Below are 24,295 nucleotides of genomic sequence, written 5' to 3'. Positions count from 1 at the left end.
GCACGGGCGTGTTCCCCCGGATGCTACTCGCCAGTAACCATCGCCGGCACCCGCCCCCGTGTGGCCCACCCCACACCACCTTGCCAGCGACCGGCTCGTTGATCATGGAGTTGTCGTGCCGACACACCGGGTTGGGCGACAACAACTCCATGATCAAGGGGGGAGGGAGGGTCAGGGAGTGGGGGGTGGGTCTGTGAGGGCCTCGGCGAGGGCGGGGAGGAGGAGGGTGATCTGCCATTCGCGGGCGTTGAGGCCTCGGAGGGTCTCGGCGACCGTCGCCTCCGTGACCTCCTCCGGGGGCACCCAGGCCAGCCGGCGGATCGAGTCGGGGGCGATCAGGTTCTCGGGCGGCAGCTGGTGCGCGCCGGCGACGCGGACCACCACCTCCCGGCAGCGGGCCAGCCGGGCCGCCGCCACCGGGTCCCGCTCGGCCCAGCGGTGCGGCGGCGGGGGACCCTCGACCGTCGGGGCGGCCGGCAGCGCGTCGTCGGGCAACTGCCGCGCGTCGTCCAGCGCGGCCAGCCAGGTGCGGGCCAGTCGACGCACCGAGCGGCCGCCGAAGCCGGGCAGGGTGAGCAGGGTCTTCTCGTCCTTCGGATCCAGCTCCGCCGCCGCGACGATGGCCGAGTCCGGCAGCACCCGCCCGGGAGCGGCGTCGCGCCGGGCGGCGATCTGGTCCCGCGCGTACCAGAGGGAACGGACGCGGGCCTGGGCCCGTGCCCCGCGCACCCGGTGGATGCCGGACGTGCGACGCCACGGCTCGGCGCGTGCCCGCGGCGGGCGGGCCCCGGTGCGCACCAGCGCGGCGAACTCCTCCGCCGCCCACGCGGACTTGCCCTGCCGGGTCAGCTCCTCGTCGAGCGCGTCGCGCAGGTCGACCAGCATCTCCACGTCGAGCGCCGCGTAGGTCAGCCAGGACTCCGGCAGCGGGCGGCTCGACCAGTCGGCTGCCGAGTGGTGCTTCTCCAGGCTGAACCCGAGTAGCTGCTCGGTCAGCGCGGCCAGGCCGACCCGCTCGAATCCGGCCAGCCGGGCGGCCAGTTCGGTGTCGAACAGCCGGCGCGGGCGCAGCCCCAGCTCGGCCAGGCAGGCCAGGTCCTGGCTGGCCGCGTGGAGCACCCACTCGGCCTCGCCGATCACCGTGTCGAGGGTGCTCAGGTCGGGCAGCGGCAACGGGTCGATCAGCGCCGTGCCGGAACCGGCCCGGCGCAGCTGCACCAGGTAGGCGCGCTGGCTGTAGCGGTAGCCCGAGGCGCGTTCGGCGTCCAGGGCGACGGGGCCGCTGCCCGCCGCGAAGCGGGCCACGACCTCGGCAAGCTCGTCGGGCGTGGCGGCCGGCTGGGGTGTGCCCTCGCGCGGAGCGGTCAGCGGCACGGGCCCGTCGGCGGTCGGTTCGGTCCCCGCGGCCTCCGGCTCCGGTCGGGCCGACGGCGGGTGGGGCGCATCGTTTCCCGTACGGCTTTCGGCGGGCCGACGGCGCAGGGGTGGTTCGTCGGTCACCTGACAACCCTAGTGCGCGACGCGACGCGGTGGGTGAAGCCGGTCCGGTGTGTGTCGACGGGACGACCGCCACGCGTCCCCGCGGGAGCCGGACATAGGGGAAGACAAAGACCGTTGGCGCAGGTACGGTCCATCGAGCCGTTGCGCGGGTAGGGCATCATCAGGTCCCGGAACGGAGCGGGGCGTCTACGGGGAGGGCAAGGCGAATGACTGCTGGCTACGGGTCGGCGGACACGGGCCCGGCGGGACCGGGCGACGGCGGGTTCCCGCCGGGGACGGCTCGTCCCGGGCCCCTGCCGCCCCGGATCGAGCCGGCCGCCCCCGCGTACCTGCCGCCGGGGGCCCCCGGGCAGCCCTCGCCCGCCCGGCCCGCCTGGTCGCCGCCGGCACAGCCGGGCCAGTGGGGCGCGGCTCCGGCCAACGCGCCCGCCCCGGCCGCCACGCCCGCCGCCGGTGGCTGGCGGCAGGGCGGCGCGCCGTCCACGATCCCGGGCCCGTCGACGCCGCCCGGGAACCCGCCGGGGCCCGCCTGGCCCCCCGCGTCCGGGTCGGTGCCGTCGGGCGTCGCCGCCCCGGGCCACCCCCAGGGTCCCGGACCGGGCCAGCCGTACCCCGCCCCGGCGACGAGGGGGCGCGGGCTCACCGTCGCCGCGCTCGTGCTCGCCGGCCTGCTCGCCGTGGTGACGGGCGTGCAGGCGTACCAGATCAACCGCCTCTCGAACCGGCTGGGCGACACCGACAGCAAGGTGGCGGCGGGGCAGGCGGCCGACAGCACCCGGCTCGACGGCCTGGAGTCCCGGGCGGGGGCGCTGGAGAAGCAGGCCGGCGCCGCGTTCAACCCGGAGGCCGTCGCCAGCGCCGTGCTGCCCAGCGTGTTCCGGGTCCGGGCCGGCAACTCCACCGGCACCGCGTTCGCGATCGGCAAGCCGGCCGCGGGCGGGGGCACCAACCTGTTCACCAACTACCACGTGGTGGACGCGCTCTGGCAGACCGGCGAGCGCGAGGTCTTCCTGGAGCGCACCGACCAGCGCTTCCCGGCGACCATCGTCCGGGTCGACGAGGCGAACGACGTGGCCCACCTGCGCACCAACGGCAAGTTCACCGGCCTGGTCGCGGCGCCCGCCGCCGTGAAGTCCGGGCAGCAGATCGTGGTCGTCGGCGCGCCGCTCGGCCTGGAGGACAGCGTCACCACCGGCGTCGTGAGCGCCTTCCGTCAGGCCGGCGGCGGCGAGGGCCCGGTCATCCAGTTCGACGCCCCGATCAATCCCGGCAACTCCGGCGGCCCGGTCATCAACGGCAGCAAGCAGGTCGTCGGCATCGCCACCGCCAAGGCCCGTAACGCCGAGGGGATCGGCCTCGCCGTACCCATCAAGGTGGCCTGCGACGGCTTCAAGATCTGCTGACCCCGTCAGCGTCCGACCCACCCCCTCGGCCCGGCGGAGCACGCCCCCGGACCAGCACACGTGGAGGAAGAACGAATGTCCCAGCCACCGACCGGGCCGGAGGGCTACCCGCCGTACCCGCCGGCCGCGCCCGGTCAGCCGCCGTCGGGCGGCGCCCCGCACGGCACCACCTACGGCAGCCCGCGCCAGTACTCGCCCGAACAGCCGGACGCCGGCCAGCAGTACGCCGCGCCCCCGCAGCAGTACAACCCGGCCCCGTCCGCCGGCTACCCGCAGTCCGCGCCGCCGGCCGGGCCCTCTGGCTACCCGCAGTCCGCGCCGCCGGCGTCGCCCGGCTACGGCCCCGGCAGCGCGTCGCCCCACGCCGGGCAGGCCTCCGGCGGGCCGGCCTTCGGGCAGCCGATGTCGGTCCCCCCGGCCTCCGGTCCGGCCTTCGGGCAGCCGATGTCCACGCCGCCCGGCTCCGCCCCGCCCTTCGGCGCCCCCGCGCCAGGTGGCCCCGGCAAGAGCCACAAGGTGCTGATCCTGGCGGTCGTGGCCGGGCTGCTCTTCGTCCTGGGCGGGGTGATGACCGGCCTGTTCGTGTCGACCACGAACGAGCTGGACCGGACCGAGAAGAAGATGGCCAGCGAGGTCAGCCAGCGCGACGGCACCATCGCGGCGAACGGCAAGGAGATCGAGAAGCTCAAGACCGATCTCCAGGCGGTCCGGGACAAGCTCGGCGACACCGAGCAGGACCTCACGGGCACCCGCAACGACCGGGACGAGCAGGCCCGGCAGAAGAAGGTCATCGCGAGCTGCCTCGACAAGCTCACCACCGCGCTCGCCGCGGCGGCGAACGGCAACAAGCCGGCCTACGACAAGGCCATCCAGGGCATGGACAAGGTCTGCAACGAGGCCGAGAAGTATCTGTGAGGTGACCCGAACCGGGGTCAGGCCGCGCCGGCGGGGCGACGCTCCGGCAGCGCGGTCACCCCGGGCGGGGGAAGCCCGGCGGTGGAGGCCAGCAGCGCGCACCACGCCAGCAGGTGCGGGCCGAGGTCGTCGTCGACCGGCGTCCAGGAGGCGCGGATCTCGATGTCGCCGGCCGCCGGCGGGCCGGCCAGGTCACCGAACCGGGTCGACAGGGTCTGCGTGATCGTGCCGCCGATCGCCCGGTGCCGCGCGTCCTGCGCCTCCAGGGCGTCGGTCAGCCACGTCCAGCCCACCCCCGGCAGCAGCGGATCGGCGGCCAGGTCGACCTCCAGCTCCGCCGTCACGTAGGTGACCAGCCGCAGGGTGCCCTGCCACGCCTCGTGGCCGGCCGGATCGTGCAGCAGGATCAGCCGCCCGGAGGCCACCTCGTCGCCGTCGCGTCCGACGGTGGCGGAGAGCGCGAAGGCGTACGGGGCGAGTCGCTGCGGGGCGCCGACCTCCTCCAGCACGATCTCCGACCGGGGCGCCGCGGACCGCAGCCCGGTGACCGCGCGGGCGAAGGTCTCCGGAAGCGCGATCGGGGGGGCCATGCCGGCAGCCTATGCCGCAAGCCGCCCGCCCGCCCGAGAGGCGCGCCGAGGCCGCCCACGCCGCGACCCCTACCGTCTGGGACAGGGGTCCCTCGATACCCGCTCCCCAACGGGCCGACCGGGTCACAAAAGGCGGCAGTGCCCGCTGCCGGCCGCGTCCCGCGTGGCACGATGGCCGCGATGAGCACCACGACGACGGGCGCCGACGCCCGAGACGAAGACCCCCGTCCCGGCGGTCCGGCCGACTCGCCCTTCGTCCGGGCCTGTCGTCGCCAGCCCGGCCCGCACACCCCCGTCTGGTTCATGCGCCAGGCCGGCCGGTCGCTGCCGGAGTACCGTGCGATCAGGGCCAACGTGGGGATGCTGGAGTCCTGCCGCCGCCCCGACCTGGTCACCGAGATCACCCTCCAGCCGGTACGCCGGCACGCGGTGGACGCCGCGATCCTCTTCAGCGACATCGTGGTGCCGGTCGCCGCCGCCGGGGTGGACCTCGACATCGTGCCCGGCACCGGCCCGGTGGTCGCCGAGCCCGTACGCACCCTGACCGACGTGGAACGGATCCGACCGATCACCCGCGACGACGTCTCCTACGTGGACGAGGCGGTGCGGATGCTCGTCGCCGAGCTGGGCGACACCCCGCTGATCGGGTTCGCCGGGGCGCCGTTCACGCTGGCCAGCTACCTGGTCGAGGGCGGGCCGTCGCGTACCCACGCGAAGACCAAGGCCCTCATGTACGGCCAGCCGGAGCTGTGGCACGCGCTCTGCGGCCGGCTGGCCGAGGTGACGCTGGCGTTCCTGCGGGTCCAGGTGGCCGCCGGGGTCTCCGCCGTGCAGCTGTTCGACTCGTGGGCCGGCGCGCTGTCGGAGGCCGACTACCGCCGCTTCGTGCTGCCGCACTCGGCGGGCGTGCTGGCCGGGCTGGCCGACGCGGGCGTGCCCCGGATCCACTTCGGCGTGGGCACCGGCGAGCTGCTCACCGCGATGGGCGAGGCCGGCGCCGACGTGGTGGGCGTCGACTGGCGTACGCCGCTGGACGTGGCGACCGGGCGGATCGGGCCGGACCGGGCGGTGCAGGGCAACCTCGACCCGTGTGTGCTGTTCGCGCCGTGGCCGGTCGTCGAGGCCGAGGTGCGGCGGATCCTGGAGCAGGGCCGGGCCGCCCCCGGGCACGTGTTCAACCTGGGGCACGGGGTGCTGCCGGAGACCGACCCCGACGTGCTGACCCGGGTGGTCGCCCTGGTGCACGAGCTGTCCGCCCAGTCGGGCGACCGGGGCTGAGCGGCATGCGGGCGCCGTGGCGGGTGGCGGTGGTCGGCGGCGGGATCGCCGGGCTGGCCGCCGCGGTCCGGTTGCGCGAGCGGGCCCCCGCCGGCACCGAGATCACGGTGTACGAGCAGTCCGGTCGGCTCGGCGGCAAGCTGCGCACCGGCGAGCTGGCCGGCTCACCGGTGGAGTTCGGCGCCGAGTCGTTCCTGATGCGCGACCCGGCCGGGGGCGAGTCCGCCGCCGTGGCCCTGGTCCGCCGGCTCGGCCTCGGCGAGCGGATCGTGCACCCCACCGTCGGGCAGGCCGCGCTCGTCGTCGACGGCGGGCTGCGCCCGATCCCGGGCGGCACGCTGGTGGGCGTACCCGGGGACCTGGAGCGGGTGACCACGGTGGCGCGCCCGGCGGCGGACGCCGACCCCGACGCCGGCCGCCCGCTGCTCGGCGCGGACGACGACGTCTCCGTCGGCGCGCTGGTGCGGGCCCGGTTCGGCGACGAGGTGGTCGACCGGCTGGTCGACCCGATGCTCGGCGGCGTCTACGCCGGCCGGGCCGACAACCTGTCCCTGGTGACCACGATGCCGGCGCTGGCCCGGGCCGCCCGGGTGGAACACACCCTGGTCGGCGCGGTGCGCGCCGCGCAGGCGGCGGCCCCCCGCGCGCCCGGGGCGCCGGTCTTCGGCACCCTGGCCGGCGGGCTCAGCACCCTGGTCGAGGCCGCGGCGGCGGCCAGCGGGGCGGCGGTCCGGCGGGGCGCGGCGGTCCGCGAGCTGACGCCGGCCGGCCCCGGGTGGCGGTTGACCGTCGGCTCCACCCGGGACGCGGAGCTGGTCGACGTCGACGCCGTGGTGCTGGCCGTGCCGGCCCGCCCGGCGGCCCGGCTGCTCGCCGGCTGGGTGCCGCGGGTGGCCGAAGGCGTCGGCGGGCTGGACTACGCCAGCGTCGCGCTGGTCACCCTGGCGCTGCCCGAGCCGGAGCTGCCGGAGCTGTCCGGCTTCCTGGTGCCGAGCACCGAGGGCCTGCTGATCAAGGCGTCGACCTTCTTCACCACCAAGTGGGGCCACCTGCGCCGCACCGACGGGCTGGCGCTGGTCCGCGCCTCCGTGGGCCGCTACGGCGAGGAACGGCAGGTGCAGCGCACCGACGAGGACCTGGCCGCCACCGTGCACCGGGAGCTGTCGGCGGTGCTCGGCGTGCCGCTGCCCGCGCCGGTCGCCGGCCACGTGCAGCGCTGGGGCGGGTCGCTGCCGCAGTACACCCCGGGCCACGGCGACCGGGTGGCCGCCGCGCGGGCGGCGCTGCGGGCGGGCCATCCGACGCTGGTCCTGGCCGGCGCCGGGTACGACGGGGTCGGCATCCCGGTGTGCGTCCGCTCCGGCGAGACGGCAGCCGAGGAGATCATCACAGCACTGGGAGGATCGGGGACATGACCGAGCAGACCAACGCGGCCCGGCTGCGGGAACTCAACGACAGCATCCGCTACACGATGTGGTCGGTGTACCGGGCCAGCAGCCCGCTGCCGTCGCTGCGTGAGAACGTCACCGGCGAGGTCGAGGCCCTCTTCGCGGAGCTGGCCGGCAAGGACGTGGTGGTGCGCGGCACGTACGACGTCTCGGGGCTGCGCGCCGACGCCGACCTGATGATCTGGTGGCACTCCGCCTCCAGCGACGACCTCCAGGACGCGTACCTGCGGTTCCGTCGCACCACGCTGGGCCGGGCGCTCACGCCGGTCTGGTCGCAGATGGCCCTGCACCGGCCGGCGGAGTTCAACAAGAGCCACATCCCGGCGTTCCTGGCCGGCGAGGAGGCGCGCCCGTACGTCTGCGTCTACCCGTTCGTCCGCTCCTACGAGTGGTACCTGCTGCCGGACGCCGAGCGGCGCGAACTGCTCGCCGAGCACGGCAAGATGGCCCGCGGCTACCCGGACGTGCGGGCCAACACGGTCGCCTCGTTCGCGCTCGGCGACTACGAGTGGATGCTGGCGTTCGAGGCCGACGAGCTGCACCGCATCGTCGACCTGATGCGCGACCTGCGGGGCTCCGGCGCCCGCCGGCACGTCCGGGAGGAGATCCCGTTCTACACCGGCCGCCGTCGGTCGGTCGCCGACATCGTCAACTGCCTGGTCTGACGCGCGGGCCGGCCGGGGTCGCGTCCCGGAGGGAGTGGGACGCGACCCCGGCCGGGGTCCCGGTGCGGATCAGACGACGGTCGTGCAGGTGGGCGTCGGGGTGCCGTTGGTGCCGGACCACGAGCCGAGGAACCCGAAGGTGGTGCTCGCCCCGGGGGCCAGCGCCCCGTTGTGGGCCGAGTTGCGGGCGACGACCCGCGTGCCGCTGGTGGTCACGGTCGCGTTCCACGCCGACGTGACCTGCTGGCCGTCGGCGTAGGTCCAGGTCACGGACCAGCCCTTGACGGCGCCGCCGCCGGCGGTCACCGTCACCTCACCCTGGAAGCCTCCGCCCCACTGCCCGACGACCCGGTAGGCGGCCGTGCAGGCCCCGGCCGGCGGCGGGGTCGTCGGCGGCGGCGGGGTGGTGGGCGGCGGGGTCGTGGGCGGGGGAGTGGTCGGCGGCGGCGTCGTCGGTGGCGGGGTGGTCGGCCCGCCGGAGAAGTCGACGTCGCTGCACAGGTAGTACGACTGGTCCAGGTGGCTGGCCTGCCAGATGGTGTAGACGACGTGCCGCCCCGTCCGTCCCGGCGCGTTCGCCGGGATCTCGATGGACACGCCGGTGGGCTCCGGCTTCCACCCCGACGCCGGGGTGTTGCCGATCTGGCCGACCAGTTCCAGGTCGTCCCAGCCCAGCGGCTCGGTGAGCGCGTCGAAGCCCTGCTTCGTCACGTACACCCGGATGTAGTCGGCGCCGTGACTGGCCTGGTCGTACAGGCGGACCCGGAAGTTGCTGGAGACCGGGGCGGTCTTCCAGGCGCCGACCGTGTCGAGGGCGTTGTAGCGGCCGCCCTCGGTGCGGCCGCCGGAGCAGAGCTGCCCGTTGGGGATGGCGGCCTGGTGGTTGCCGGCGACGCCCTCGCGGAACAGGCCGTTCCAGTTCCACATGGCGTTCGGGTTGGCCTGCCAGGCCTGCCAGCACATCGGGTCCTCGGTGGCCATCCGGGGATTCTGGAAGTCGCTGCCCCAGCGCTGCCAGCAGCCGTAGTTGCGTGACGCCGGGTCCACCACGGAGCCGTGCGCCGACACGGGGTTGGCCAGGGCGGTGGTCAGCAGCAGCACGGCGGTCGCCGCGACGGCGAGCAGCCACGCCAGGCGGGATGATCGAAGTTGAGTGGACATGGAGCCCCCGGGGGGAGAGGTCGGACGACGACGCCCGGACGGCGCGGGAGTTGCCCCTCCCGTGCGCGCTGCGTGGCTTCCGCGACGGCTCTGCCCGGAGGCTCCCATATCTATCGGCTCTGGTCAATGCCTTCGCGTCGCATGGGGGTGTGCGGGATGCCGTCCTCGACGTACTCGGGGCCGGCGACGGCGAAGCCGTGACGGGCGTAGAGGCCGACCAGGTGGGACTGGGCCTCCAGCACGCAGGGCCGGTCGCCGACCAGCTCCAGCGCCGCGGCCATCAGTCGGCCCGCGTGGCCGCCGCCGCGCGCCCGCGGCGCCACCACCACCCGACCGATCCGCGCCACGCCGCCCGGGTCGGCGAGGATCCGCAGGTACGCCAGGGGCGCGCCGCCGTCGTCGAGCCAGAGGTGCCGGGTCCCCGGCTCGACGTCGCGTCCGTCGAGTTCCGGGTACGGGCACTCCTGCTCCACCACGAACACGTCGATCCGGAGCCGGAGCAGGTCGTGGAAGGTGCGGGTGTCGAGGTCGGCGAACGAGGCGGCCCTCGTCACGGGGGTCTGCGGCACTTTGCGATGGTAGGCCGCGCCCCCGGGCCCGCCGCCCCGGCCGTCGTCCGACCCGGTTCCGCGCTCAGGCGGGGCGGGCGCCGACCGCGTCGCGGATCTCGGCGCCCTGGGTGCCCTCCTCGGCGCGGGCGCAGTGCGCGCAGCAGAAGAACCGGCCGGACACCTCCACCCCGTGCCCGACGATCTTGACCTGGCAGTGCTCGCAGATCGGCGCCAACTTGTGCGCGGCGCACTCGAAACAGTCGAAGGTGTGCACGTCGCCGCTGACGGTCCGCACCTCGAACGCCATCCAGTACTCGTTACCGCAGACCTCGCACGTCGCCACGACAGAACCCCCCGAAACGCGGACACCTTTGTCCCAGCCTGCGGCACCGCGCGTCGCCGGACGGGCGAAACCGCCCAGGTCACCCGGGTCCGGCGGCGTGTCGCCCCCGGCGTGTCGGGCGTTGTACCCGGTGACCGCGTACGACCCCGGAGGAACACGACATGATCAAGCGGAACAAGCTCTTCGGCAACCAGGTGCGGGTGACCTTCAGCCTGCCCCGCGACGCCCCGCCCGGCCCGGTCAGCGTGGTGGGCTCCTTCAACGGCTGGGAGCCGGGGCGGCACGAGCTCGTCCCACGCCGCGACGGCACCCGGACGGTCACGGTGCGGCTCGGCCCGGGGGAGCACCGCTTCCGCTACCTCGCCACCGGCGGGGTGTGGCTGGACGACGAGTCCGCCGACCGGGTGGACGAGCGGGGCAGCCTGCTGTTGCTCTGACCGGTCACGCTACTGCTCGCTTGGTTCGATGTTCCTATCGACAGGAGTCTTTACTGTTAACAAGGTTTAATTTATGTTGGAGGGCACCTCACCAGGCTTAAGTCCGAAGGAGCTGCCACCATGCGCCGAAGAATCACGATCCCGCTCGTGGCGACGGGCGCCGTCGTCTCCGCACTGGCCGTCGCGGCGCCCGCCCAGGCCCACGGCTACGTCTCCGGCCCGCCGAGCCGCCAGGCGCTCTGCGCGCAGGGCCGGGTCCCCGACTGCGGGCAGATCAAGTACGAGCCGCAGAGCGTCGAGGGGCCCAAGGGGCTGCGCAGCTGCCACGCGGGGATCGACCAGTTCGCCGTGCTGAACGACGACAGCCGGGGCTGGCCCGCCACCTCGGTCGGCAGCTCCGTCACCTTCACCTGGACCAACACCGCCCGGCACGCCACCAGCAACTGGGAGTACTTCATCGGCGGGACCCGGGTGGCCGTCTTCAGCGGCGGCGGGCAGCAGCCCGGGGCGAGCGTCTCGCACACCGTCGACCTGGGCGGCTACTCCGGGCGGCAGAAGGTCCTCGCCGTGTGGAACATCGCCGACACCGCCAACGCGTTCTACTCCTGCGTCGACCTCCAGGTCGGCGGGGGCGGCAACCCGTCGCCCACCGCGAGCCCGACGCCGCCGGCCCCGTCGCCCACCCCGACCCCCACCGCCGCCCCGACCACCCCGCCCGCCCCGGGCGGCAGCTGGACGGCGGGCCGGGCCTACCAGGTCGGGGACCGGGTCACCTACGGCGGGCTGACGTACCGCTGCCGGCAGGCGCACACCGCGATCCCCGGCTGGGAACCGCCGTACGTGCCGGCGCTCTGGACCCAGGTCTGACCGCACGGGTGCGGCCCGCCCACCGGCGCCCGCCGCACCCGTCACCCCTCTGTGGATCGGAGTACGCCATGCGACGGCTGCGCACGGTCGTCCTGCTCACCGCCCTGCTGCTGGTCCCCGCCTGCGCCCCGGCGCCGCCCGCCCCCGCGCCGACGGGTCCCGCGGCGAGCGCCGGGACCGGGCTGAACGGCCTCGACGTGGTCTTCCTCGCCACGCTGGCGGCGCACACCGAGCAGACGCTGGAGATGGTGCGGATCAGCCGCGACCGGATCACCGACCGGAAGCTGCGCACCCTCGTCGCCGCCATCGAGGTCACCGAGACCGACGAACTCGCCACGATGCGCGGCTGGCTGCGCGACGCCGGGCCGGAGGCCGCCGAGGCCGCCCGTCGGCACGACCACGACGGGCACGGGATCGCGGCCGAGGACATGGCACGCCTGCGGACCGCCCCGGACGGGGAGGTCGACCGCGTCCTGCTCGACCTGCTCGCCCCGCACCAGGAGGCGGCCGCCGACCTGGCCCGGGCGCAGCAGACGGTCGGCGCCGATCCGCGCGTACGCGACCTCGCCGGGCGCGTCGAACGCTCGCGTACGGCCGAGGTCTCGCTGATGGCCGGGCTGACGCCGGCCCGGCCGTGACCCCGGCGGGCGGCGGCCCGGCCGCCCGCCGGGGACACCCGGGGCGTACGTCCTCAGGCGTCGGTGCGCGGCTCCAGGCGGATGGAGACGGAGTTGACGCAGTGCCGGGTGTCCTTCGGGGTGAAGCCCTCGCCCCGGAACACGTGCCCGAGATGGCTGTCGCAGCGGGCGCAGCGGATCTCGGTGCGGCTCATCCCCAGGCTGCGGTCCTCGATCTCCTTGACCGCACCCGGGATGGCGTCGTCGAAGCTGGGCCACCCGCAGTGCGAGTCGAACTTCGTGTCGCTGGGGTAGAGCTGCGCGCCGCACGCCCGGCAGTGGTAGGTGCCCGGTGTCTTCGTGTCGACGTACTCGCCCGTCCACGGGCGCTCGGTGCCGGCCTCCCGCAGCACCCGGAACTCCTCCGGGCTGAGCCGGACCCGCCACTCTTCCTCGGTACGGGGCAGTTCACTCTCGTCAAGACTCACCCGCCAACGGTACGTCGGACGTCGGGGGTGTGGCATATGGTCGCGCAATGGGTGGCACGAAGGCCGCAGCCGAGCAGATCGAGGTGGCCGGGCGCGACGTCCGGCTGACCAGCCCCGACCGGGTGATCTTCCCGCAGCGCGGCTTCACCAAGGGCGACGTCTTCCACTACTACCTCGCGGTGGGCGACGGCATCATGCGCGCGCTGCGCGATCGACCGACCACGTTGCAGCGCTTCCCCGAGGGCGTCGAGGGTGAGGCGTTCTTCCAGAAGCGGGTGCCCGCGCGGGGCGTGCCGCCGTGGGTGCGCACCGCCACCATCAGCTTCCCGAGCGGTCGCAGCGCCGCCGAGCTCTGCCCGGCCGACCTGGCCCACGTGGCGTGGGCCGCCCAGATGGGCACCATCGTGTTCCACCCGTGGCCGGTGCGCGCCGCCGACGTCGACCGCCCCGACGAGCTGCGCATCGACCTCGACCCGCAGCCCGGCACGGACTTCGCCGACGCGGCGACCGCCGCCGGTGAGCTGCGGGGGCTGCTCGACGAGCTGGGCGTCACCGGCTGGCCGAAGACCTCCGGCGGCCGGGGCGTGCACGTCTACCTGCGCATCGCGCCGCGCTGGACGTTCACCGAGGTGCGGCGGGCCACCATCGCGCTGGCCCGCGAGCTGGAGCGGCGCCGGCCGGAGCTGGTGACCACCGCCTGGTGGAAGGAGCAGCGGGGCGAGCGCGTCTTCGTCGACTACAACCAGATGGCCCGCGACCGCACGATCGCCTGCGCGTACTCGCTGCGGGCCAACGCCCGGGCCACCGTGTCCACCCCCGTCACCTGGGACGAGCTGCCCGACGTCGACCCCGACGACTTCGACCTGCGCACCGTCCCGGCCCGGCTGGCCGAGTGCGGCGACCCGCACGCCGGCATCGACGACACCGGGTGGGACATCACCCCGCTGCTGGAGTGGGCCGACCGGGACGCCGCCGCCGGCCAGGGCGACATGCCCTACCCGCCGGACCACCCGAAGATGCCCGGCGAGCCGAAGCGCGTGCAGCCCTCGAAGGACCGCGACCGCCCCCGCTGACCGCCGCGCCCCGGCACGGCGTCGTCACCCGACGCCCGCCCGGCGCCACCCGCCCGGTGGCACGCGCCGTCACCGCCGGCCCTCGTACGCCTCCACCGCCTGCTTCGCCGAGAGCAGGTCCGCGCCGGTCGCCTTGCGGTACGCGGCGATCGCCTTGATCCTGTCGCCCCGGGCCAGGTGCTGCTGCACCTCCGGCGGCACGGGCGAGGGGTCCACCACGCCCAGGTGGTCCATCACCAGCCGGAGCCGGCGCTCGATCTCGGCCAGCCGGTACGCGGTCCGCGCCTGCTCGGTCCTGCCCGGCAACTGGGCGGCCAGCAGCGCGACGACGACAACCATCAGGAGGGCGAGGGTGATCTCCATCCGGTGATGGAAGCACATCCACACCACCGCGCCGCCGTCGCCCGGTCCGCCCGCGCGGCGACCCTGCCACGCGCCCGGATAACGATCAAGTAACGGGCGCGAACCTTTCCCGGCCCGTCGCCGCTCTCCCTGATCGTCGGCCCGACCCCGGGCCAGGGGAGGGCGTCGGATGAAGCTGGTGTGGAGGCGGGCCCGCGAGGCACGCGGGCTGCTGCTCGCCGCGGTGGTCGCGGCCCTGGTGGCGGTCGCACTGGTCACCGGCCTGTCCGACTACAACCGGCGGGCGGTCGAGGCGGGCCAGCGCGCCCTGCTCAGCGGCGCGTCGTTCGAGGAGCGCAGCCTCCTGGTGAGCGGCACGGGCGGCCGGGACGCCGCCGAGTTCGCCACCAGGGACCGGGCGATCCGCGACGGGTTCGCCGCCCGTCTCGGCGGGGTGCCGATCACCGTCGGGGCCGCCCGGTACGGCGGTGGCCGCGAGCTGACCGGCGACCTCGGTTCCGTCGTCCGCGACGGCGACGACCCGGTCTTCGCCAGCCTGGCGACCCTCGACGACCTGGCCGCCCACGCCGAGCTGACCAGCGGCGCCTGGCCCGCCCCGGGAGCCACGCCGTTGCAGGTCACGCTGCCCGAGAAGGTGGCCGCCGTGCTCGGGATGGCCGTCGGCGACCAGGTGCCGATGCTGGACCGTCGCTCCGACGAGGCCAGCAGGGTCGTTCTCGTCGGCACCTGGCGGCCCCGCGACCCCGCCGAGGCGTACTGGCGGCTGGCGCCGGGAGTGGGGGCCGGCGCCGTCGAGGCCGACACCTCGTACGGGCCGTTCGTGCTGGACCCGGCGGACTTCGTCGCCACCTACCCGGGCCCGGTCTCGGCGTCCTGGATCGTGGAGCCGGACCTCGTGGCGGTGGCGGGCGCCGGTCGGCTGCCCGACGTGCGGCAGGCGCTGGACACGGCCCTCGCCGAGGTGCCCGAGGCCGCCGGGCTGGGCTCCTCCGGGCAGACCGTCACGGCCGTCGACCGGCTCCTCGACCGGGTCACCCGGGCCGACCTGGTGGGCCGCTCCTCGCTGGCCACCCCGCTGCTGCTGATCGTCGTCCTCGGCGGGTACGCGCTGGTGCTGGTCGCCGCCCTGCTGCACGAGGACCGGCGCAGCCAGACCGCCCTGCTGCGGGCCCGGGGCGCCGCGCGGCGGCAACTCGCCGGCCTGGCGGCCCGGGAGGCCGCCCTGGTCGTCCTGCCCGCCGGCGTGCTGGGACCCCTGATCGCCGGCGAGGCGCTGCGGCACGTGGGCACCGGCGGCGCCGCGCCGCTGACGCTCTCCCCCGGCAACACCACGCTCGTCTGGGCCGCCGCTGCCGCCACCGCCGCCGGCTGCCTGGTGGCGATGGTCGTCCCGACGCTGCGGGGGGCCGGCACGTACGTCGCCGACATGGCGGCCCGGTCCCGTCCCACCCGCGCCGCGAGCGTGCAACGCGCCAGCGTCGACCTGGTGCTGGTCGGCTTCGCGGTGCTGGCCTGGACCCAGCTGCGCCAGTACTCGTCGCCGGTCGCCGGGGCGGCCGGCCGGCTCGGGGTGGACCCGCTGCTGGTCGCCGCGCCGACGCTGGGCGTGCTGGCCGGCGCGGTCGTGGCGTTGCGGCTGCTGCCGCCCGCGACCCGCTTCGCCGAGCGGTTCGTCGACCGCAAACCGTGGACCGCGACCATGTTCGGCATGTGGCAGGCGGGCCGGCGCCCGCACGCCGGCCCGGTGCTGCTGCTCGCCCTCGCCGTCGGCGGCAGCACCCTGGCCTGGTCGCTGGTGACCACCGGCGAACGGTCGCAGGCCGACCAGGCCGACCACAGCGTCGGTGCCGACCTGCGGGTGGTCGAGCGCACCGGCGCGGCACCGGACGGGCGGGCCGCCCAGCTCGGCGCGCTGCCCGGCGTCGGCGCGGCGCTGCCGGCCTGGCGGGACGAGATCCGCCTCGGCCGCGGCGACCTGCCGACGACGGTGGTGAGCCTCGACGCCGCGAGCGCGGCCGGTGTGCTTCGGCTCAACGAACGGCTGGCCGACGAGCCGGCCCCGGCGCTGCTGGACCGGCTGGCCCGGGCGCGCGCCGCGCCGACCGGCCTGGAGCTGCCCGCCGGCACCCGATCGCTCACCGGCACGGTGCGTACGCCCGTGCGCGCCGCCGTGACGCCGCACCAGATCGGCCTCTGGGTGCTGCTGACCCGGGCGGACGGGCAGGCCTTCCGGCTGCCGGCGGGCAGCAGCGGCAGCGACGGGCGGCCGGCGCCGTTCACGGTCGCCGTTCCCGACGGGGAGGGCCCCGTGCGACTGGCCGGCTTCGAGGTCGACGGCGGGAGCGCGCGTGGGCGGGCGTACCGCGTGGAGCTGTCGGACCTGCGGCTGGTCGGCGCCGACGGCGCGGCCCGGCCGGCGTCGCTGGACGGCGATTGGGCGGCCGTCGACGGGCAGGGCGAGGCGGCCGGTGCGGCGGTCACGACCACCGGCCTGAGCGCCGAGCGGGAGGTCGACTACCGGGCGGGCGGCCGGTTCGCGTTCCAGCCGCCGAGCCGGTTCGCCGTGGTGCCGGCCGGCGAGAACCGGCCGGTGCCGGCGCTGATGACCCCGGCCGTGCGCGACGCGTTGAGCCTGCGCACCGGCGACACGGTCGACCTCGTGCTGTCCGGCGCGACGGTGCCGGTCACGCTGGTCGGCGAGCTGGACGAGGTGCCGTCCACGGCCGGCGCGGGCGTGCTGCTGGACCTGCCGGCGGCGGCGCAGTGGCTGATCCGGGACCGAGGCGGCGTCCGACCGGTCGCGGATTGGTGGCTGAGCACCGACGGCGACGGCCACGCCGAGGCGGCCCGCGCGGCGGCCGGGTTGGCCGGCACCACGCTGCTCGACCGGCGGGAGGTGGCGGAGCGGGCCGCCGACGACCCGTACTGGCAGGGGGCCCGCACCGGGCTGCTCGCCGCCGCGCTCGGATCGGTGCTGCTGGCCCTCGTCGGGCTGATCGTCGACGTCTGGGCGACCGCCCGGCACCGGCTGGGGGAGTTCGCCGTGCTGCACACGCTCGGCGCCAGCCCTCGGCTGCTGGCCCGGGCGCTGCTGGCCGAGCAGACCTTCCTGGCCGGGATCGGCGTCGGCGTGGGCCTGCTGCTGGGTGCCGCGGTCGGCGCGACCATGGCCCCGCTGGTCATCCTCACGCCGTCCGCCGGCCGGCCGGTGCCGGAGGCCGCCTTCGTGCTGCCCTGGCTGCCCATCGGCCTGACCGCGCTCGGCCTGCTGCTGGCGGCACTCGCCTTCAGCGCGTTCATCGCCCTCGGCATCCGGCAGCGGGTGGCCGTGGCGCAGCTGCGGATCGGGGGAGACCGGTGACCGGGTGGAGCGTAGGGACGAGCGGGATCGGAGTCGGGGCGTGGTGAGCATCGGGGCGGTCGCGCGCCGGGTGCGGGCGTACGGGGGGCAGTTCCTGCTCCTCGCGACCCTGACGCTGGTCACCACGCTGGTGATCAGCGGGGTGCCCAGGATCGTCAACGGGCACGCCCAGGAGGGCCTGCGGACGCACCTGGACGCCGTGCCGCCGCAGCAGCGGGACGTGACGTACTCGACCGGCCCGCTCGTTCCGACGAGCGAGGGCGGCTCCCCGGTGGCCGCGCGCCAGGGCGACCTTGCGACGGTGGAGGCCGGGATGCCGCCGGTCGTACGCCGGATGGTCGAACGGCGGTGGTTCACCGCGGAGACCAGGCCCAGCCGGGTGGTCGGTCCGGACCTGGCGGCGAAGAACCTCCTGGTCGACCTCGGTCTGCGGGCCGTACCCGGGATGGAGGAGGCCGGCACGCTGGTCGAGGGGCGCTGGCCGGCCGACGCGCCGAAGGGCCAGCCGGTGCAGGTGGCGCTGGCCTCCCGCGTGGCCCGCGAGCTGAACCTGCGGGTCGGCAGCCGGCTCACCCTCGCCGCGCCGGGACCCGTCTCGCCCGCTGCCCCGCCCCGCGCCCCAGTCCACGTGGTCGGTCTCTTCGAGCCCCGCGACGACTCCGACGGGATCTGGGACGGGCTGCCGCCGCTGCTGCGGATCGGCGAGCCGCCCTGGGACGGCGATCCCTTCATCGCCGTCGGGGTCGTCGACGCCGGCGCGCTGAACCGTCAGGCCGTCGCCGGCTGGCCGCTGGCGTTCAGCTGGCGCTACCGCCTGGGCGCCGACGGCATCGACATCCGCGAGCTGGACCAGGTGATCGATGGCCTCCAGCAGATGACCCGGGAGGCGGCGGGCCGCGACATCGTCCAGGGGCTGGACATCCCGCTGCGGCAGTTCTCCGCCGAGGTGGACAGCGCCCGGACGGTGCTCGGGGTGATCGCGGCGGGCGTACTGGCCACGCTGGCCGGGCTCGTCGTGCTGGCCGCCGGGCTGCTGGTGCGCCGGCGCCGGGCGGAGTTCACCCTGCTGCGCGCCCGGGGCGGGGCGAGAACCACGAGCGCGGGCCGCAGCCTGGCGGAGGCGCTGCTCGTGGTGCCGCCCGCCGCCGTACTCGGCTGGCTGGTCGGCGGCCTCGTCCCCGGGGCGCCGGGGGAGACCCGGTGGTACGCCCTCGCCGCGGCCGTCCTGGTGGCGGCGGCGCTGCCCGTGGCCACCCTCGCGGCGTCCACCGGCGGCGGGCGGCGCGACCTGGTCCGCGCGCGCCCCTCCGCGCGCCGGCTCACGGTGGAGGCGGGACTGCTGGTCCTCGCGGGCCTCGCGGTCGTGCTGCTGCGCCGCCGCGGCCTCACCCCCGGCGAGGTCGACCCGCTGCTGGTCTCGGTGCCGGTGCTGCTGGCCGTCGCCGCGGCGCTGGTCGCGATGCGGGTGTACCCGTGGCCGCTGCGGCTGGTCAGCCGGCTCGCGGCCCGCGCCCGGGGCAGCGTCGCGTTCCTGGGCACCGCGCGGGCCGGCCGGTCGGTCGTCGCCGTACCGCTGGTGGTCGTCGTGCTCGCCATCGCGACGGCGGCGTTCTGCGCGGTGACGGCCGCCGCGATCGAGGCGAGCCGGGACCGGGCCGCCAGCCGGGTGGTGCCGGCCGACGCCCTGATCCTGGGGGAGCGCATCGCCGCGGACACGGGCGCCGAACTGGAGCGGCTGCCGGGGGTACGCGCCGCGAGCCCGGTGCTGCGCGAGGCCGGCCAGCGCCTCGCGAAGGACGCGATCGGCACCGAGACCCGGCTCGGCGGGGTGACCGTGCTCATGGTCGACGGCCCGGCCCTGGCCCGGATGGCCCGGGAGGCCGACGTCGACATGACGGTGCCGGCGGCGCTGCTCGCCCCCGCCGGCGGCACCGGCCCGTTGCCCGCCGTGGTCTCCCCGACGGTCGCCGCCGAACTGGCCGACGCCGGCCTGACCGGCTCCGCCTTCGTCAGCGCCCAGGGCCAGCGGTACGAGTTCCGGGTGGCCGAGCGGGCGGAGAGCTTCCCGCTGTTGCGCGCCGACAGCGCCCGGTTCGTCGTCCTGCCCTGGCAGGCCCTGCCCCGCCGCGACTACGCCGCCGTGCCGACCGGCTTCCTGGTGGCCGGCGACGACCTGGACGCCGAGGCGCTGCGCCGGGCCGGCGACGCGGGACAGTCCCGCTTCCAGACGGGCGGGACGGTCGCCGGCCGGGAGCCCCCGCGCGGCGTGGAGGTGCTGACGTACGCGGACACCCGCCGCCAGGTGGGCGAGGGCGGCGCGAACGGCGTACTCGCCTTCGGCTTCACCGCCGGCGCGGCCGGCGGGACGGCGCTGGGGCTGCTCGCGATCGCCTTCACGGTGCTCGCCGGCGCCCGCGAACGTGGCCAGGTGCTGTCCCGGCTGCGCACCCTCGGGTTGTCCCGACGTCAGTGGCGCGGGCTGCTGCTGGTGGAGCTGGCGCCACTGGTGGGCGTCTCGGTGCTGACCGGAGCGCTGGTCGGCACGGCCCTGCCGCTGCTGCTCAACCCGGTGCTCGGACTGTCCGCCTTCACCGACGGCGTCCAGGTCCGGGTGGCGTTCGAGCCCGGCCTGGTGGCCGCCGTCGTCGCCCTCGGGGCGCTCGCCCTCGGCTTCGCGGTCGCCGTCGAGGCCCTGAACAACCGTCGGATGCGCCTCGGCGAGGTGCTCCGGCTCGGAGAGGAGAACTGACCATGACCGCTACCGCGGAGAGCACCGCCGCGCCGGACCTCGCCACCCTGCAACAGCGGGCCGCCCAGCGGGCGGCGGAGCGGGCCGGCGGCCGGGACCGGCTGCGCGGGCACATCGTCTGCGACGGGCTGGTGCGGATCTTCAAGACCGAGGGGGTGGAGGTGGTCGCCCTGCAAGGGCTCGACCTGGTCATCGACCGGGGCGAGCTGGTGGCGATCGTGGGCGCCTCCGGGTCCGGAAAGTCGACGCTGCTGAACATCCTCTCCGGGCTGGACACGCCCACCGCCGGCATCGCCCGCGTCGGCGAGTACGACCTGCTCAACCTCTCCGCGCGGCGGCGACTGAGCTACCGGCGGAGCATGGTCGGCTTCGTCTGGCAGCAGACCGGCCGCAACCTGCTGCCGTACCTGACCGCGCTGGAGAACGTCGAGCTGCCGATGCGGCTGGCCGGGCGGCGGGGCGGCCGGCGGGCCCACCGCGAGCGGGCCCGGGAACTGCTCGACCTTATCGGGGTCGGCTACTGCGCCGACCGGCGGCCCGGGCAGCTCAGCGGCGGCGAGCAGCAGCGCTGCGCGGTCGCGGTGGCCGTGGCGAACGACCCCGAGGTGCTCTTCGCCGACGAGCCGACCGGCGAGTTGGACGAGGCGACCGGGGCCGAGGTCTTCGGGGCGCTGCGCACCATCAACGCCGAACTCGGCGTCACGATCGTGGTGGTCACCCACGACCACGCCGTGGCCACCCAGGTCCGCCGGACCGTCGCGATCCGCGACGGCCGGACCGCCTCCGAGGTACGCCGGACCGCGCGCATCGGCGCGGACGGCAGCACCGAACTGGTCAGCGAGGAGTACGCCGTGCTGGACCGCAGCGGCCGGTTGCAGCTGCCGGCGCCGTTCGTGGACGCGTTGTCGCTGCGCGACCGGGTGCGGCTCAACCTGGAGCCGGACCACGTGGAGGTGCGGCCGGGCGACCGGGCGCAGGAGGAGCGGGAGGCGGGGCAGTGAGCGAACGGGACGGACGACCGGCCGGAACGGCGGCGGGCGTGGGCGGTGCCAACCGGGCGGCTGGCATGGGGAGTGCCGGTGGGGCGGCGGGTGCCACGGTCACCGACGAGGTGGTCCGGGCCGAGGGGGTCAACCGCACGTTCGGTCGGGGCGAGCACGCCGTGCATGCCGTACGGGACGTCTCGTTCTCCGCCGGGCGGGGCGAGCTGGTCGCGGTGCGGGGCCGCTCCGGGGCGGGCAAGACGACCCTGCTGAACCTGGTCGGCGGGCTGGACCGCCCCGACTCGGGCCGGGTGGTGGTGGCCGGGCACGACGTCACCGGCGCCGGCGAGAAGGAGCTGCTGGAGCTTCGCCGGGGCACCGTCGGCTTCGTGTTCCAGACGTTCGGACTGGTGCCGATCCTGTCCGCCGCCGAGAACGTGGGCGTACCGCTGCGGTTGGCGCGGGTCCCGGCGGCCGAGCGGGAGGAGCGCGTGGCGGTGCTGCTGGAGCTGGTCGGCCTCGGCGGGCACGCGGGCCAGCGCCCGTACGAGCTCTCCGGCGGGCAGCAGCAGCGGGTGGCGGTGGCGCGGGCCCTGGCCAACGAGCCGGACCTGCTGATCGCCGACGAGCCCACCGGTCAGCTCGACTCCGAGACGGGCCGGTCGATCATGGACCTGCTCCGGGCGGTGGTGCACGCCCGGGGCATGACCGCGCTGGTCGCCACCCACGATCCGGCCCTGATCGACCTCGCCGACCGCGTCCTCACCCTCCGCGACGGCCACCTCCTCCCCACCTAGCCCCACCCCACCCCCCCCAGCGAGGTGGATCATGCAGTCGTGGTGGGGGTTCGAGCCGCCGCGTCCCTATGCGGGGCGCCGCAACTGCATCATCGACGCTGCGGGGCGGGGCGGGGCAGGTGGTGGGGTGGGATGTCAGAGGGGGAGCTTCAGGCCCTCGTGGGTGGGGAGGAAGCCCAGGTTGAGGTAGAAGCGGTGGGCGTCGTGGCGGGTCTTGTCGGTGGTGAGCTGGACCAGGGCGCAACCACGCTGCTTCGCCTGGTCGATCGCCCAGTTGATCATCTGCCCGCCGACGCCCCGCCCGCGCAGGTCGGAGCGGACCCGGACCGCCTCGATCAACTGTCGCTCGGCGCCGTGCCGGCCCAGGCCGGGGATGTAGGTGAGCTGCATGCAGCCGAGCAACTCGCCGTCCGCGTCGGCCACGATCAGCTGGTTGCGCGGGTCGGCGTCGATGTCGGCGAACGCCTTCTCGTACGCGGCGTCGACCTCCGTGAAGTCGCGGGTCCTGCCGAGCACGTCGTCGGCGAGCAGGGCGACCACGGCCGGCAGGTCGGCCCGGACGGCCTCGCGGAAGATCACATCACTCATGCCGCCCAGCGTGGCACAGCGAGCCGGACCGATGGACGGGCGGCGCTTGCCCGGGCCAGGCAACATGACTGTCCATGGACGCCCTGCTGCTGCCGTTCCGGCTGATCTACCGGGGGCTGGTCTGGTTCGCCAACTCGCCCCGGACGCTGATCATCTCGTACCTTTTGATGATCGTGGTGGCCGGCGTGATCTACGGCCGCGTGGAGAACCGCAGCCCGGCGGACGCCGTCTGGTGGGCGGTGGTGACGGCGTCCACCGTCGGCTACGGCGACATCTCACCCGTGAGCTGGCAGGGCCGCACCCTCGCCGCGCTGCTCATCTCCACCATGGTGCTGCTGGTCATCCCGTTGATCACGGCGCACTTCGCCAGCCAGCTCATCGTCGACGACGACGCCTTCGAGCACGAGGAGCAGGAGCAGCTCAAGGCCGACGTACGCCGGATGCGGGCGCTGCTGGAGGAGATCGCCGCCCGGCAGGGCATCGACCTGCCCGACCTGCCGCCGGAGCGGCCGGTCAGCGGGCCGGGCAGCGCAGCCCCTCCCTGGGCACGGTCAGGTCGATCAGATAGGCGTCGACGGCCTCGGTGATGCAGGAGGTCTGCGGGTACGCGGTGTGCCCCTCGCCCTCCCAGGTGAGCACCCGGCCCACGCCCAGCATCGCGGCCAGCGCCGGGGTCTGCTCGTACGGCGTCGCGGGATCGCCCGTGGTGCCCACCACCAGGATCGGCGGCGCCCCGGTGGCCGGGCCCGTCGGGTACGGGTCGCGACCGCCGGGCCACTCGGTGCAGGAGAGCAGGCCGACGGCCAGGGCCGGCCCGAACAGCGGGTACTTCGCCCGCCACTGCGACTGGAGCTGCCGGATCCGCTCGTGGCTCGGCTTCTCCTCCTCGTCGGCGCAGTTGACCGCCAGGTTGGCGTCGAACATGTTCGAGTAGCGCCCGTCGGAGTCCCGGTCGGCGTACGCGTCGGCGAGGCGGAACACGTCTGCCGGGTCGCCGCCCTCCAGCTTGTCGATGGCGCCGGCCAGCTCCTGCCACCCCGACTCGGTGTAGAGCGACGAGATGATCGCGTAGAAGACCCAGCCCGCGGTGGCCTCCCGGCCGTCGTCCCCGCGTACCGGCGACACCCGCGCCTTGTCGATCGCCGAGGTGACCGCGGCCCGGGCGTCCGGGGCGATCGGGCAGCGCCCGGCGTTGGCCGCGCACCAGGTGGTGAAGTTGCCGAAGGCCCGCTCGAAGCCCTTGGCCTGGCCCTCCGAGCCGGCGACCAGGCCCTGCCGGGGGTCGACCGCGCCGTCGAGGACCAGCGCCCGCACCCGCTGCGGGTAGAGCTGGGCGTAGGTGGCGCCGAGCAGGGTGCCGTAGGAGTAGCCGAGGTAGGTCAGCTTGTCGTCGCCGACGGCGGCGCGGACCGCGTCCATGTCGCGGGCGGCCTGCTCGGTGCCGTAGAGCGGCAGCTGGTCGCCGTAACGGTCGCCGCAGCCACGCCCGATCCGTTGGCTGAGCGCCACGAACCCGTCGAACGACTCCTGGCTGCGCGGGTCGGGGTCGTAGCCGAAGCTGGCGTCGAGGTCCTTGTCGGGGATGCACTCCACCGGGCTGGAGCGGGACACCCCGCGCGGGTCGAAGCCGACGATGTCGAACCGGTCGGTGATCGAGGCGGGCAGACCGCCGAACGCCGGGCCGAAGGAGAGGTAGACGGCGGTGTCCACGCCGGAGCCGCCCGGCCCGCCCGGGTTGACGACCAGCGAGCCGATCCGGTCGCGCTGCTTGGTCGACCGGGCCCGCAGCAGCGCGATCTCGAAGGTCTGCCCGGCGCCCGGGCCGGCGGTCGCCCCGCCGGCCGCGCCCGTGCCCCAGTTGCGGGGCACCTTGATCCGCGCGCACTCGTAGCGCATGTTCGACGCACCGCGCCCGACCAGCTCCTCGGCCACCTCGGGACAGGCCCGCCAGGTGGGCGCGGTGCCGGGCGCGGCGGCCTCGCCGCCGGCCTCCGTCCGGGGTGCGATCGCCGGCAGGGTGCAACCGGCCGCGACCAGCGCGGCGGCGGCCAGCCCGGCGAGGGTGAGCCGGAACCGGCGGGTCCGGGCGGGGGTGCGGGTCACGAGCGAGCCTCCGTG

At 75.6% G+C, this 24,295-nt stretch carries 23 protein-coding genes; 14 read left to right on the top strand and 9 right to left on the bottom strand.

Annotated features, from left to right (window positions below; translation table 11 throughout):
* Positions 1-171: 171 nt before the first annotated feature.
* Positions 172-1,500, bottom strand: coding sequence for a ribonuclease D (locus GA0070610_RS19510; RefSeq protein WP_089001368.1), 1,329 nt, complete (start codon positions 1,498-1,500; stop codon positions 172-174).
* A 206-nt stretch (positions 1,501-1,706) separates the two neighbouring features.
* Here GA0070610_RS19510 and GA0070610_RS19505 point away from each other — a divergent pair, with 206 nt between their 5' ends.
* Together GA0070610_RS19505 and GA0070610_RS19500 are read left to right on the top strand one after the other, a co-directional pair.
* Positions 1,707-2,903 carry a S1C family serine protease gene (locus tag GA0070610_RS19505; RefSeq protein WP_089001367.1) on the top strand — a complete coding sequence of 399 codons (1,197 nt, stop codon included), beginning with the start codon at positions 1,707-1,709 and terminating at the stop codon, positions 2,901-2,903.
* Between the two features lie 75 nt (positions 2,904-2,978).
* Positions 2,979-3,818 carry a hypothetical protein gene (locus GA0070610_RS19500; protein WP_089001366.1) on the top strand — a complete coding sequence of 280 codons (840 nt, stop codon included), beginning with the start codon at positions 2,979-2,981 and terminating at the stop codon, positions 3,816-3,818.
* Positions 3,819-3,835: 17 nt separating this feature from the next.
* Here the strand turns inward: GA0070610_RS19500 and GA0070610_RS19495 are convergent, their stop codons facing one another.
* Positions 3,836-4,408, bottom strand: a complete 573-nt coding sequence (locus GA0070610_RS19495; protein ID WP_089001365.1) for a DUF3000 domain-containing protein — start codon at positions 4,406-4,408, stop codon at positions 3,836-3,838.
* 180 nt (positions 4,409-4,588) lie between these two features.
* On the opposite strand from GA0070610_RS19495, the gene hemE reads away from it, so the two are divergent.
* Genes hemE through hemQ form a run of 3 tightly spaced genes read left to right on the top strand, consistent with a single transcriptional unit; the run spans position 4,589 to position 7,799 of the window.
* A complete protein-coding gene (gene hemE, locus GA0070610_RS19490) occupies positions 4,589-5,686 on the top strand; it encodes a uroporphyrinogen decarboxylase (RefSeq protein ID WP_089001364.1) in 1,098 nt (365 codons plus the stop codon).
* A 5-nt stretch (positions 5,687-5,691) separates the two neighbouring features.
* Positions 5,692-7,101, top strand: coding sequence for a protoporphyrinogen oxidase (hemG, locus tag GA0070610_RS19485; protein WP_089001363.1), 1,410 nt, complete (start codon positions 5,692-5,694; stop codon positions 7,099-7,101).
* On the top strand, positions 7,098-7,799 hold the full coding sequence (gene hemQ / locus GA0070610_RS19480) for a hydrogen peroxide-dependent heme synthase (protein ID WP_089001362.1): 702 nt from the start codon (positions 7,098-7,100) through the stop codon (positions 7,797-7,799). The genes hemG and hemQ overlap by 4 nt, the downstream gene beginning before the upstream one ends.
* 69 nt (positions 7,800-7,868) lie before the next feature.
* On the opposite strand, the gene GA0070610_RS19475 is transcribed toward hemQ, so the two are convergent.
* From GA0070610_RS19475 to GA0070610_RS19465, 3 genes are all read right to left on the bottom strand, one after another.
* Positions 7,869-8,960 carry a lytic polysaccharide monooxygenase auxiliary activity family 9 protein gene (locus GA0070610_RS19475; RefSeq protein WP_089001361.1) on the bottom strand — a complete coding sequence of 364 codons (1,092 nt, stop codon included), beginning with the start codon at positions 8,958-8,960 and terminating at the stop codon, positions 7,869-7,871.
* Positions 8,961-9,070: 110 nt separating this feature from the next.
* Positions 9,071-9,529 carry a GNAT family N-acetyltransferase gene (locus tag GA0070610_RS19470; protein WP_089001360.1) on the bottom strand — a complete coding sequence of 153 codons (459 nt, stop codon included), beginning with the start codon at positions 9,527-9,529 and terminating at the stop codon, positions 9,071-9,073.
* Positions 9,530-9,593: 64 nt separating this feature from the next.
* On the bottom strand, positions 9,594-9,854 hold the full coding sequence (locus GA0070610_RS19465; protein ID WP_089001359.1) for a Prokaryotic metallothionein: 261 nt from the start codon (positions 9,852-9,854) through the stop codon (positions 9,594-9,596).
* Positions 9,855-10,015: 161 nt separating this feature from the next.
* Between GA0070610_RS19465 and GA0070610_RS19460 the strand changes: the two genes are divergently transcribed.
* The 3 genes from GA0070610_RS19460 to GA0070610_RS19450 all read left to right on the top strand — a co-directional run bounded on the left by GA0070610_RS19460 (position 10,016) and on the right by GA0070610_RS19450 (position 11,796).
* Positions 10,016-10,291 carry an isoamylase early set domain-containing protein gene (locus GA0070610_RS19460; RefSeq protein WP_089001358.1) on the top strand — a complete coding sequence of 92 codons (276 nt, stop codon included), beginning with the start codon at positions 10,016-10,018 and terminating at the stop codon, positions 10,289-10,291.
* Between the two features lie 120 nt (positions 10,292-10,411).
* A complete protein-coding gene (locus tag GA0070610_RS19455) occupies positions 10,412-11,158 on the top strand; it encodes a lytic polysaccharide monooxygenase (protein ID WP_089001357.1) in 747 nt (248 codons plus the stop codon).
* Between the two features lie 68 nt (positions 11,159-11,226).
* Positions 11,227-11,796 (top strand): DUF305 domain-containing protein, encoded by a 570-nt coding sequence (locus GA0070610_RS19450; RefSeq protein ID WP_089001356.1) that lies wholly within the window; start codon positions 11,227-11,229, stop codon positions 11,794-11,796.
* Positions 11,797-11,849: 53 nt separating this feature from the next.
* Here the strand turns inward: GA0070610_RS19450 and msrB are convergent, their stop codons facing one another.
* On the bottom strand, positions 11,850-12,263 hold the full coding sequence (gene msrB, locus GA0070610_RS19445) for a peptide-methionine (R)-S-oxide reductase MsrB (RefSeq protein WP_089001355.1): 414 nt from the start codon (positions 12,261-12,263) through the stop codon (positions 11,850-11,852).
* Positions 12,264-12,310: 47 nt separating this feature from the next.
* On the opposite strand from msrB, the gene ligD reads away from it, so the two are divergent.
* Positions 12,311-13,336, top strand: coding sequence for a non-homologous end-joining DNA ligase (gene ligD, locus GA0070610_RS19440; RefSeq protein ID WP_089001354.1), 1,026 nt, complete (start codon positions 12,311-12,313; stop codon positions 13,334-13,336).
* A 69-nt stretch (positions 13,337-13,405) separates the two neighbouring features.
* Here the strand turns inward: ligD and GA0070610_RS19435 are convergent, their stop codons facing one another.
* Complete coding sequence (locus GA0070610_RS19435; RefSeq protein ID WP_089001353.1) at positions 13,406-13,699, bottom strand: hypothetical protein; 294 nt, start codon at positions 13,697-13,699, stop codon at positions 13,406-13,408.
* 169 nt (positions 13,700-13,868) lie between these two features.
* Here GA0070610_RS19435 and GA0070610_RS19430 point away from each other — a divergent pair, with 169 nt between their 5' ends.
* From GA0070610_RS19430 to GA0070610_RS19415, 4 genes are all read left to right on the top strand, one after another.
* Positions 13,869-17,060, top strand: coding sequence for an ABC transporter permease (locus GA0070610_RS19430; protein ID WP_089001352.1), 3,192 nt, complete (start codon positions 13,869-13,871; stop codon positions 17,058-17,060).
* Between the two features lie 40 nt (positions 17,061-17,100).
* Entirely contained in the window at positions 17,101-19,809 is a 2,709-nt protein-coding gene (locus GA0070610_RS19425; protein WP_172896556.1) for an ABC transporter permease, read from the top strand.
* Positions 19,810-19,811: 2 nt separating this feature from the next.
* Positions 19,812-20,810: an ABC transporter ATP-binding protein gene (locus GA0070610_RS19420; protein ID WP_089001351.1), complete on the top strand. Its 999-nt coding sequence runs from the start codon at positions 19,812-19,814 to the stop codon at positions 20,808-20,810.
* A 65-nt stretch (positions 20,811-20,875) separates the two neighbouring features.
* Complete coding sequence (locus tag GA0070610_RS19415; protein WP_089003616.1) at positions 20,876-21,589, top strand: ABC transporter ATP-binding protein; 714 nt, start codon at positions 20,876-20,878, stop codon at positions 21,587-21,589.
* 135 nt (positions 21,590-21,724) lie between these two features.
* Here GA0070610_RS19415 and GA0070610_RS19410 read toward each other — a convergent pair whose 3' ends face one another.
* A complete protein-coding gene (locus GA0070610_RS19410) occupies positions 21,725-22,177 on the bottom strand; it encodes a GNAT family N-acetyltransferase (RefSeq protein WP_089001350.1) in 453 nt (150 codons plus the stop codon).
* Between the two features lie 74 nt (positions 22,178-22,251).
* Between GA0070610_RS19410 and GA0070610_RS19405 the strand changes: the two genes are divergently transcribed.
* Positions 22,252-22,764 (top strand): ion channel, encoded by a 513-nt coding sequence (locus GA0070610_RS19405; protein WP_089001349.1) that lies wholly within the window; start codon positions 22,252-22,254, stop codon positions 22,762-22,764.
* Here GA0070610_RS19405 and GA0070610_RS19400 read toward each other — a convergent pair.
* Positions 22,691-24,280 (bottom strand): alpha/beta hydrolase, encoded by a 1,590-nt coding sequence (locus GA0070610_RS19400; RefSeq protein WP_089001348.1) that lies wholly within the window; start codon positions 24,278-24,280, stop codon positions 22,691-22,693. The two genes, GA0070610_RS19405 and GA0070610_RS19400, sit on opposite strands and share 74 nt — an antisense overlap.
* Between the last annotated feature and the right edge of the window lie 15 nt (positions 24,281-24,295).

This window comes from Micromonospora echinofusca, assembly GCF_900091445.1.
Classification (GTDB): domain Bacteria; phylum Actinomycetota; class Actinomycetes; order Mycobacteriales; family Micromonosporaceae; genus Micromonospora; species Micromonospora echinofusca.
The sequence above is the reverse complement of the archived record's forward strand: the minus strand, read 5'-3'. Positions and strand labels throughout refer to the sequence as shown.

Coding starts and splice junctions, on each gene's coding strand:
- GA0070610_RS19475 (WP_089001361.1), bottom strand. CDS start 8,960: ATGTCCACTCAACTTCGATCATCCCGCCTGGCGTGGCTGCTCGCCGTC.
- hemG (WP_089001363.1), top strand. CDS start 5,692: ATGCGGGCGCCGTGGCGGGTGGCGGTGGTCGGCGGCGGGATCGCCGGG.
- GA0070610_RS19455 (WP_089001357.1), top strand. CDS start 10,412: ATGCGCCGAAGAATCACGATCCCGCTCGTGGCGACGGGCGCCGTCGTC.
- GA0070610_RS19410 (WP_089001350.1), bottom strand. CDS start 22,177: ATGAGTGATGTGATCTTCCGCGAGGCCGTCCGGGCCGACCTGCCGGCC.
- GA0070610_RS19420 (WP_089001351.1), top strand. CDS start 19,812: ATGACCGCTACCGCGGAGAGCACCGCCGCGCCGGACCTCGCCACCCTG.
- GA0070610_RS19460 (WP_089001358.1), top strand. CDS start 10,016: ATGATCAAGCGGAACAAGCTCTTCGGCAACCAGGTGCGGGTGACCTTC.
- hemQ (WP_089001362.1), top strand. CDS start 7,098: ATGACCGAGCAGACCAACGCGGCCCGGCTGCGGGAACTCAACGACAGC.
- ligD (WP_089001354.1), top strand. CDS start 12,311: ATGGGTGGCACGAAGGCCGCAGCCGAGCAGATCGAGGTGGCCGGGCGC.
- GA0070610_RS19450 (WP_089001356.1), top strand. CDS start 11,227: ATGCGACGGCTGCGCACGGTCGTCCTGCTCACCGCCCTGCTGCTGGTC.
- GA0070610_RS19505 (WP_089001367.1), top strand. CDS start 1,707: ATGACTGCTGGCTACGGGTCGGCGGACACGGGCCCGGCGGGACCGGGC.
- GA0070610_RS19495 (WP_089001365.1), bottom strand. CDS start 4,408: ATGGCCCCCCCGATCGCGCTTCCGGAGACCTTCGCCCGCGCGGTCACC.
- GA0070610_RS19405 (WP_089001349.1), top strand. CDS start 22,252: ATGGACGCCCTGCTGCTGCCGTTCCGGCTGATCTACCGGGGGCTGGTC.
- GA0070610_RS19500 (WP_089001366.1), top strand. CDS start 2,979: ATGTCCCAGCCACCGACCGGGCCGGAGGGCTACCCGCCGTACCCGCCG.
- GA0070610_RS19415 (WP_089003616.1), top strand. CDS start 20,876: ATGGGGAGTGCCGGTGGGGCGGCGGGTGCCACGGTCACCGACGAGGTG.
- GA0070610_RS19435 (WP_089001353.1), bottom strand. CDS start 13,699: ATGGAGATCACCCTCGCCCTCCTGATGGTTGTCGTCGTCGCGCTGCTG.
- hemE (WP_089001364.1), top strand. CDS start 4,589: ATGAGCACCACGACGACGGGCGCCGACGCCCGAGACGAAGACCCCCGT.
- GA0070610_RS19430 (WP_089001352.1), top strand. CDS start 13,869: ATGAAGCTGGTGTGGAGGCGGGCCCGCGAGGCACGCGGGCTGCTGCTC.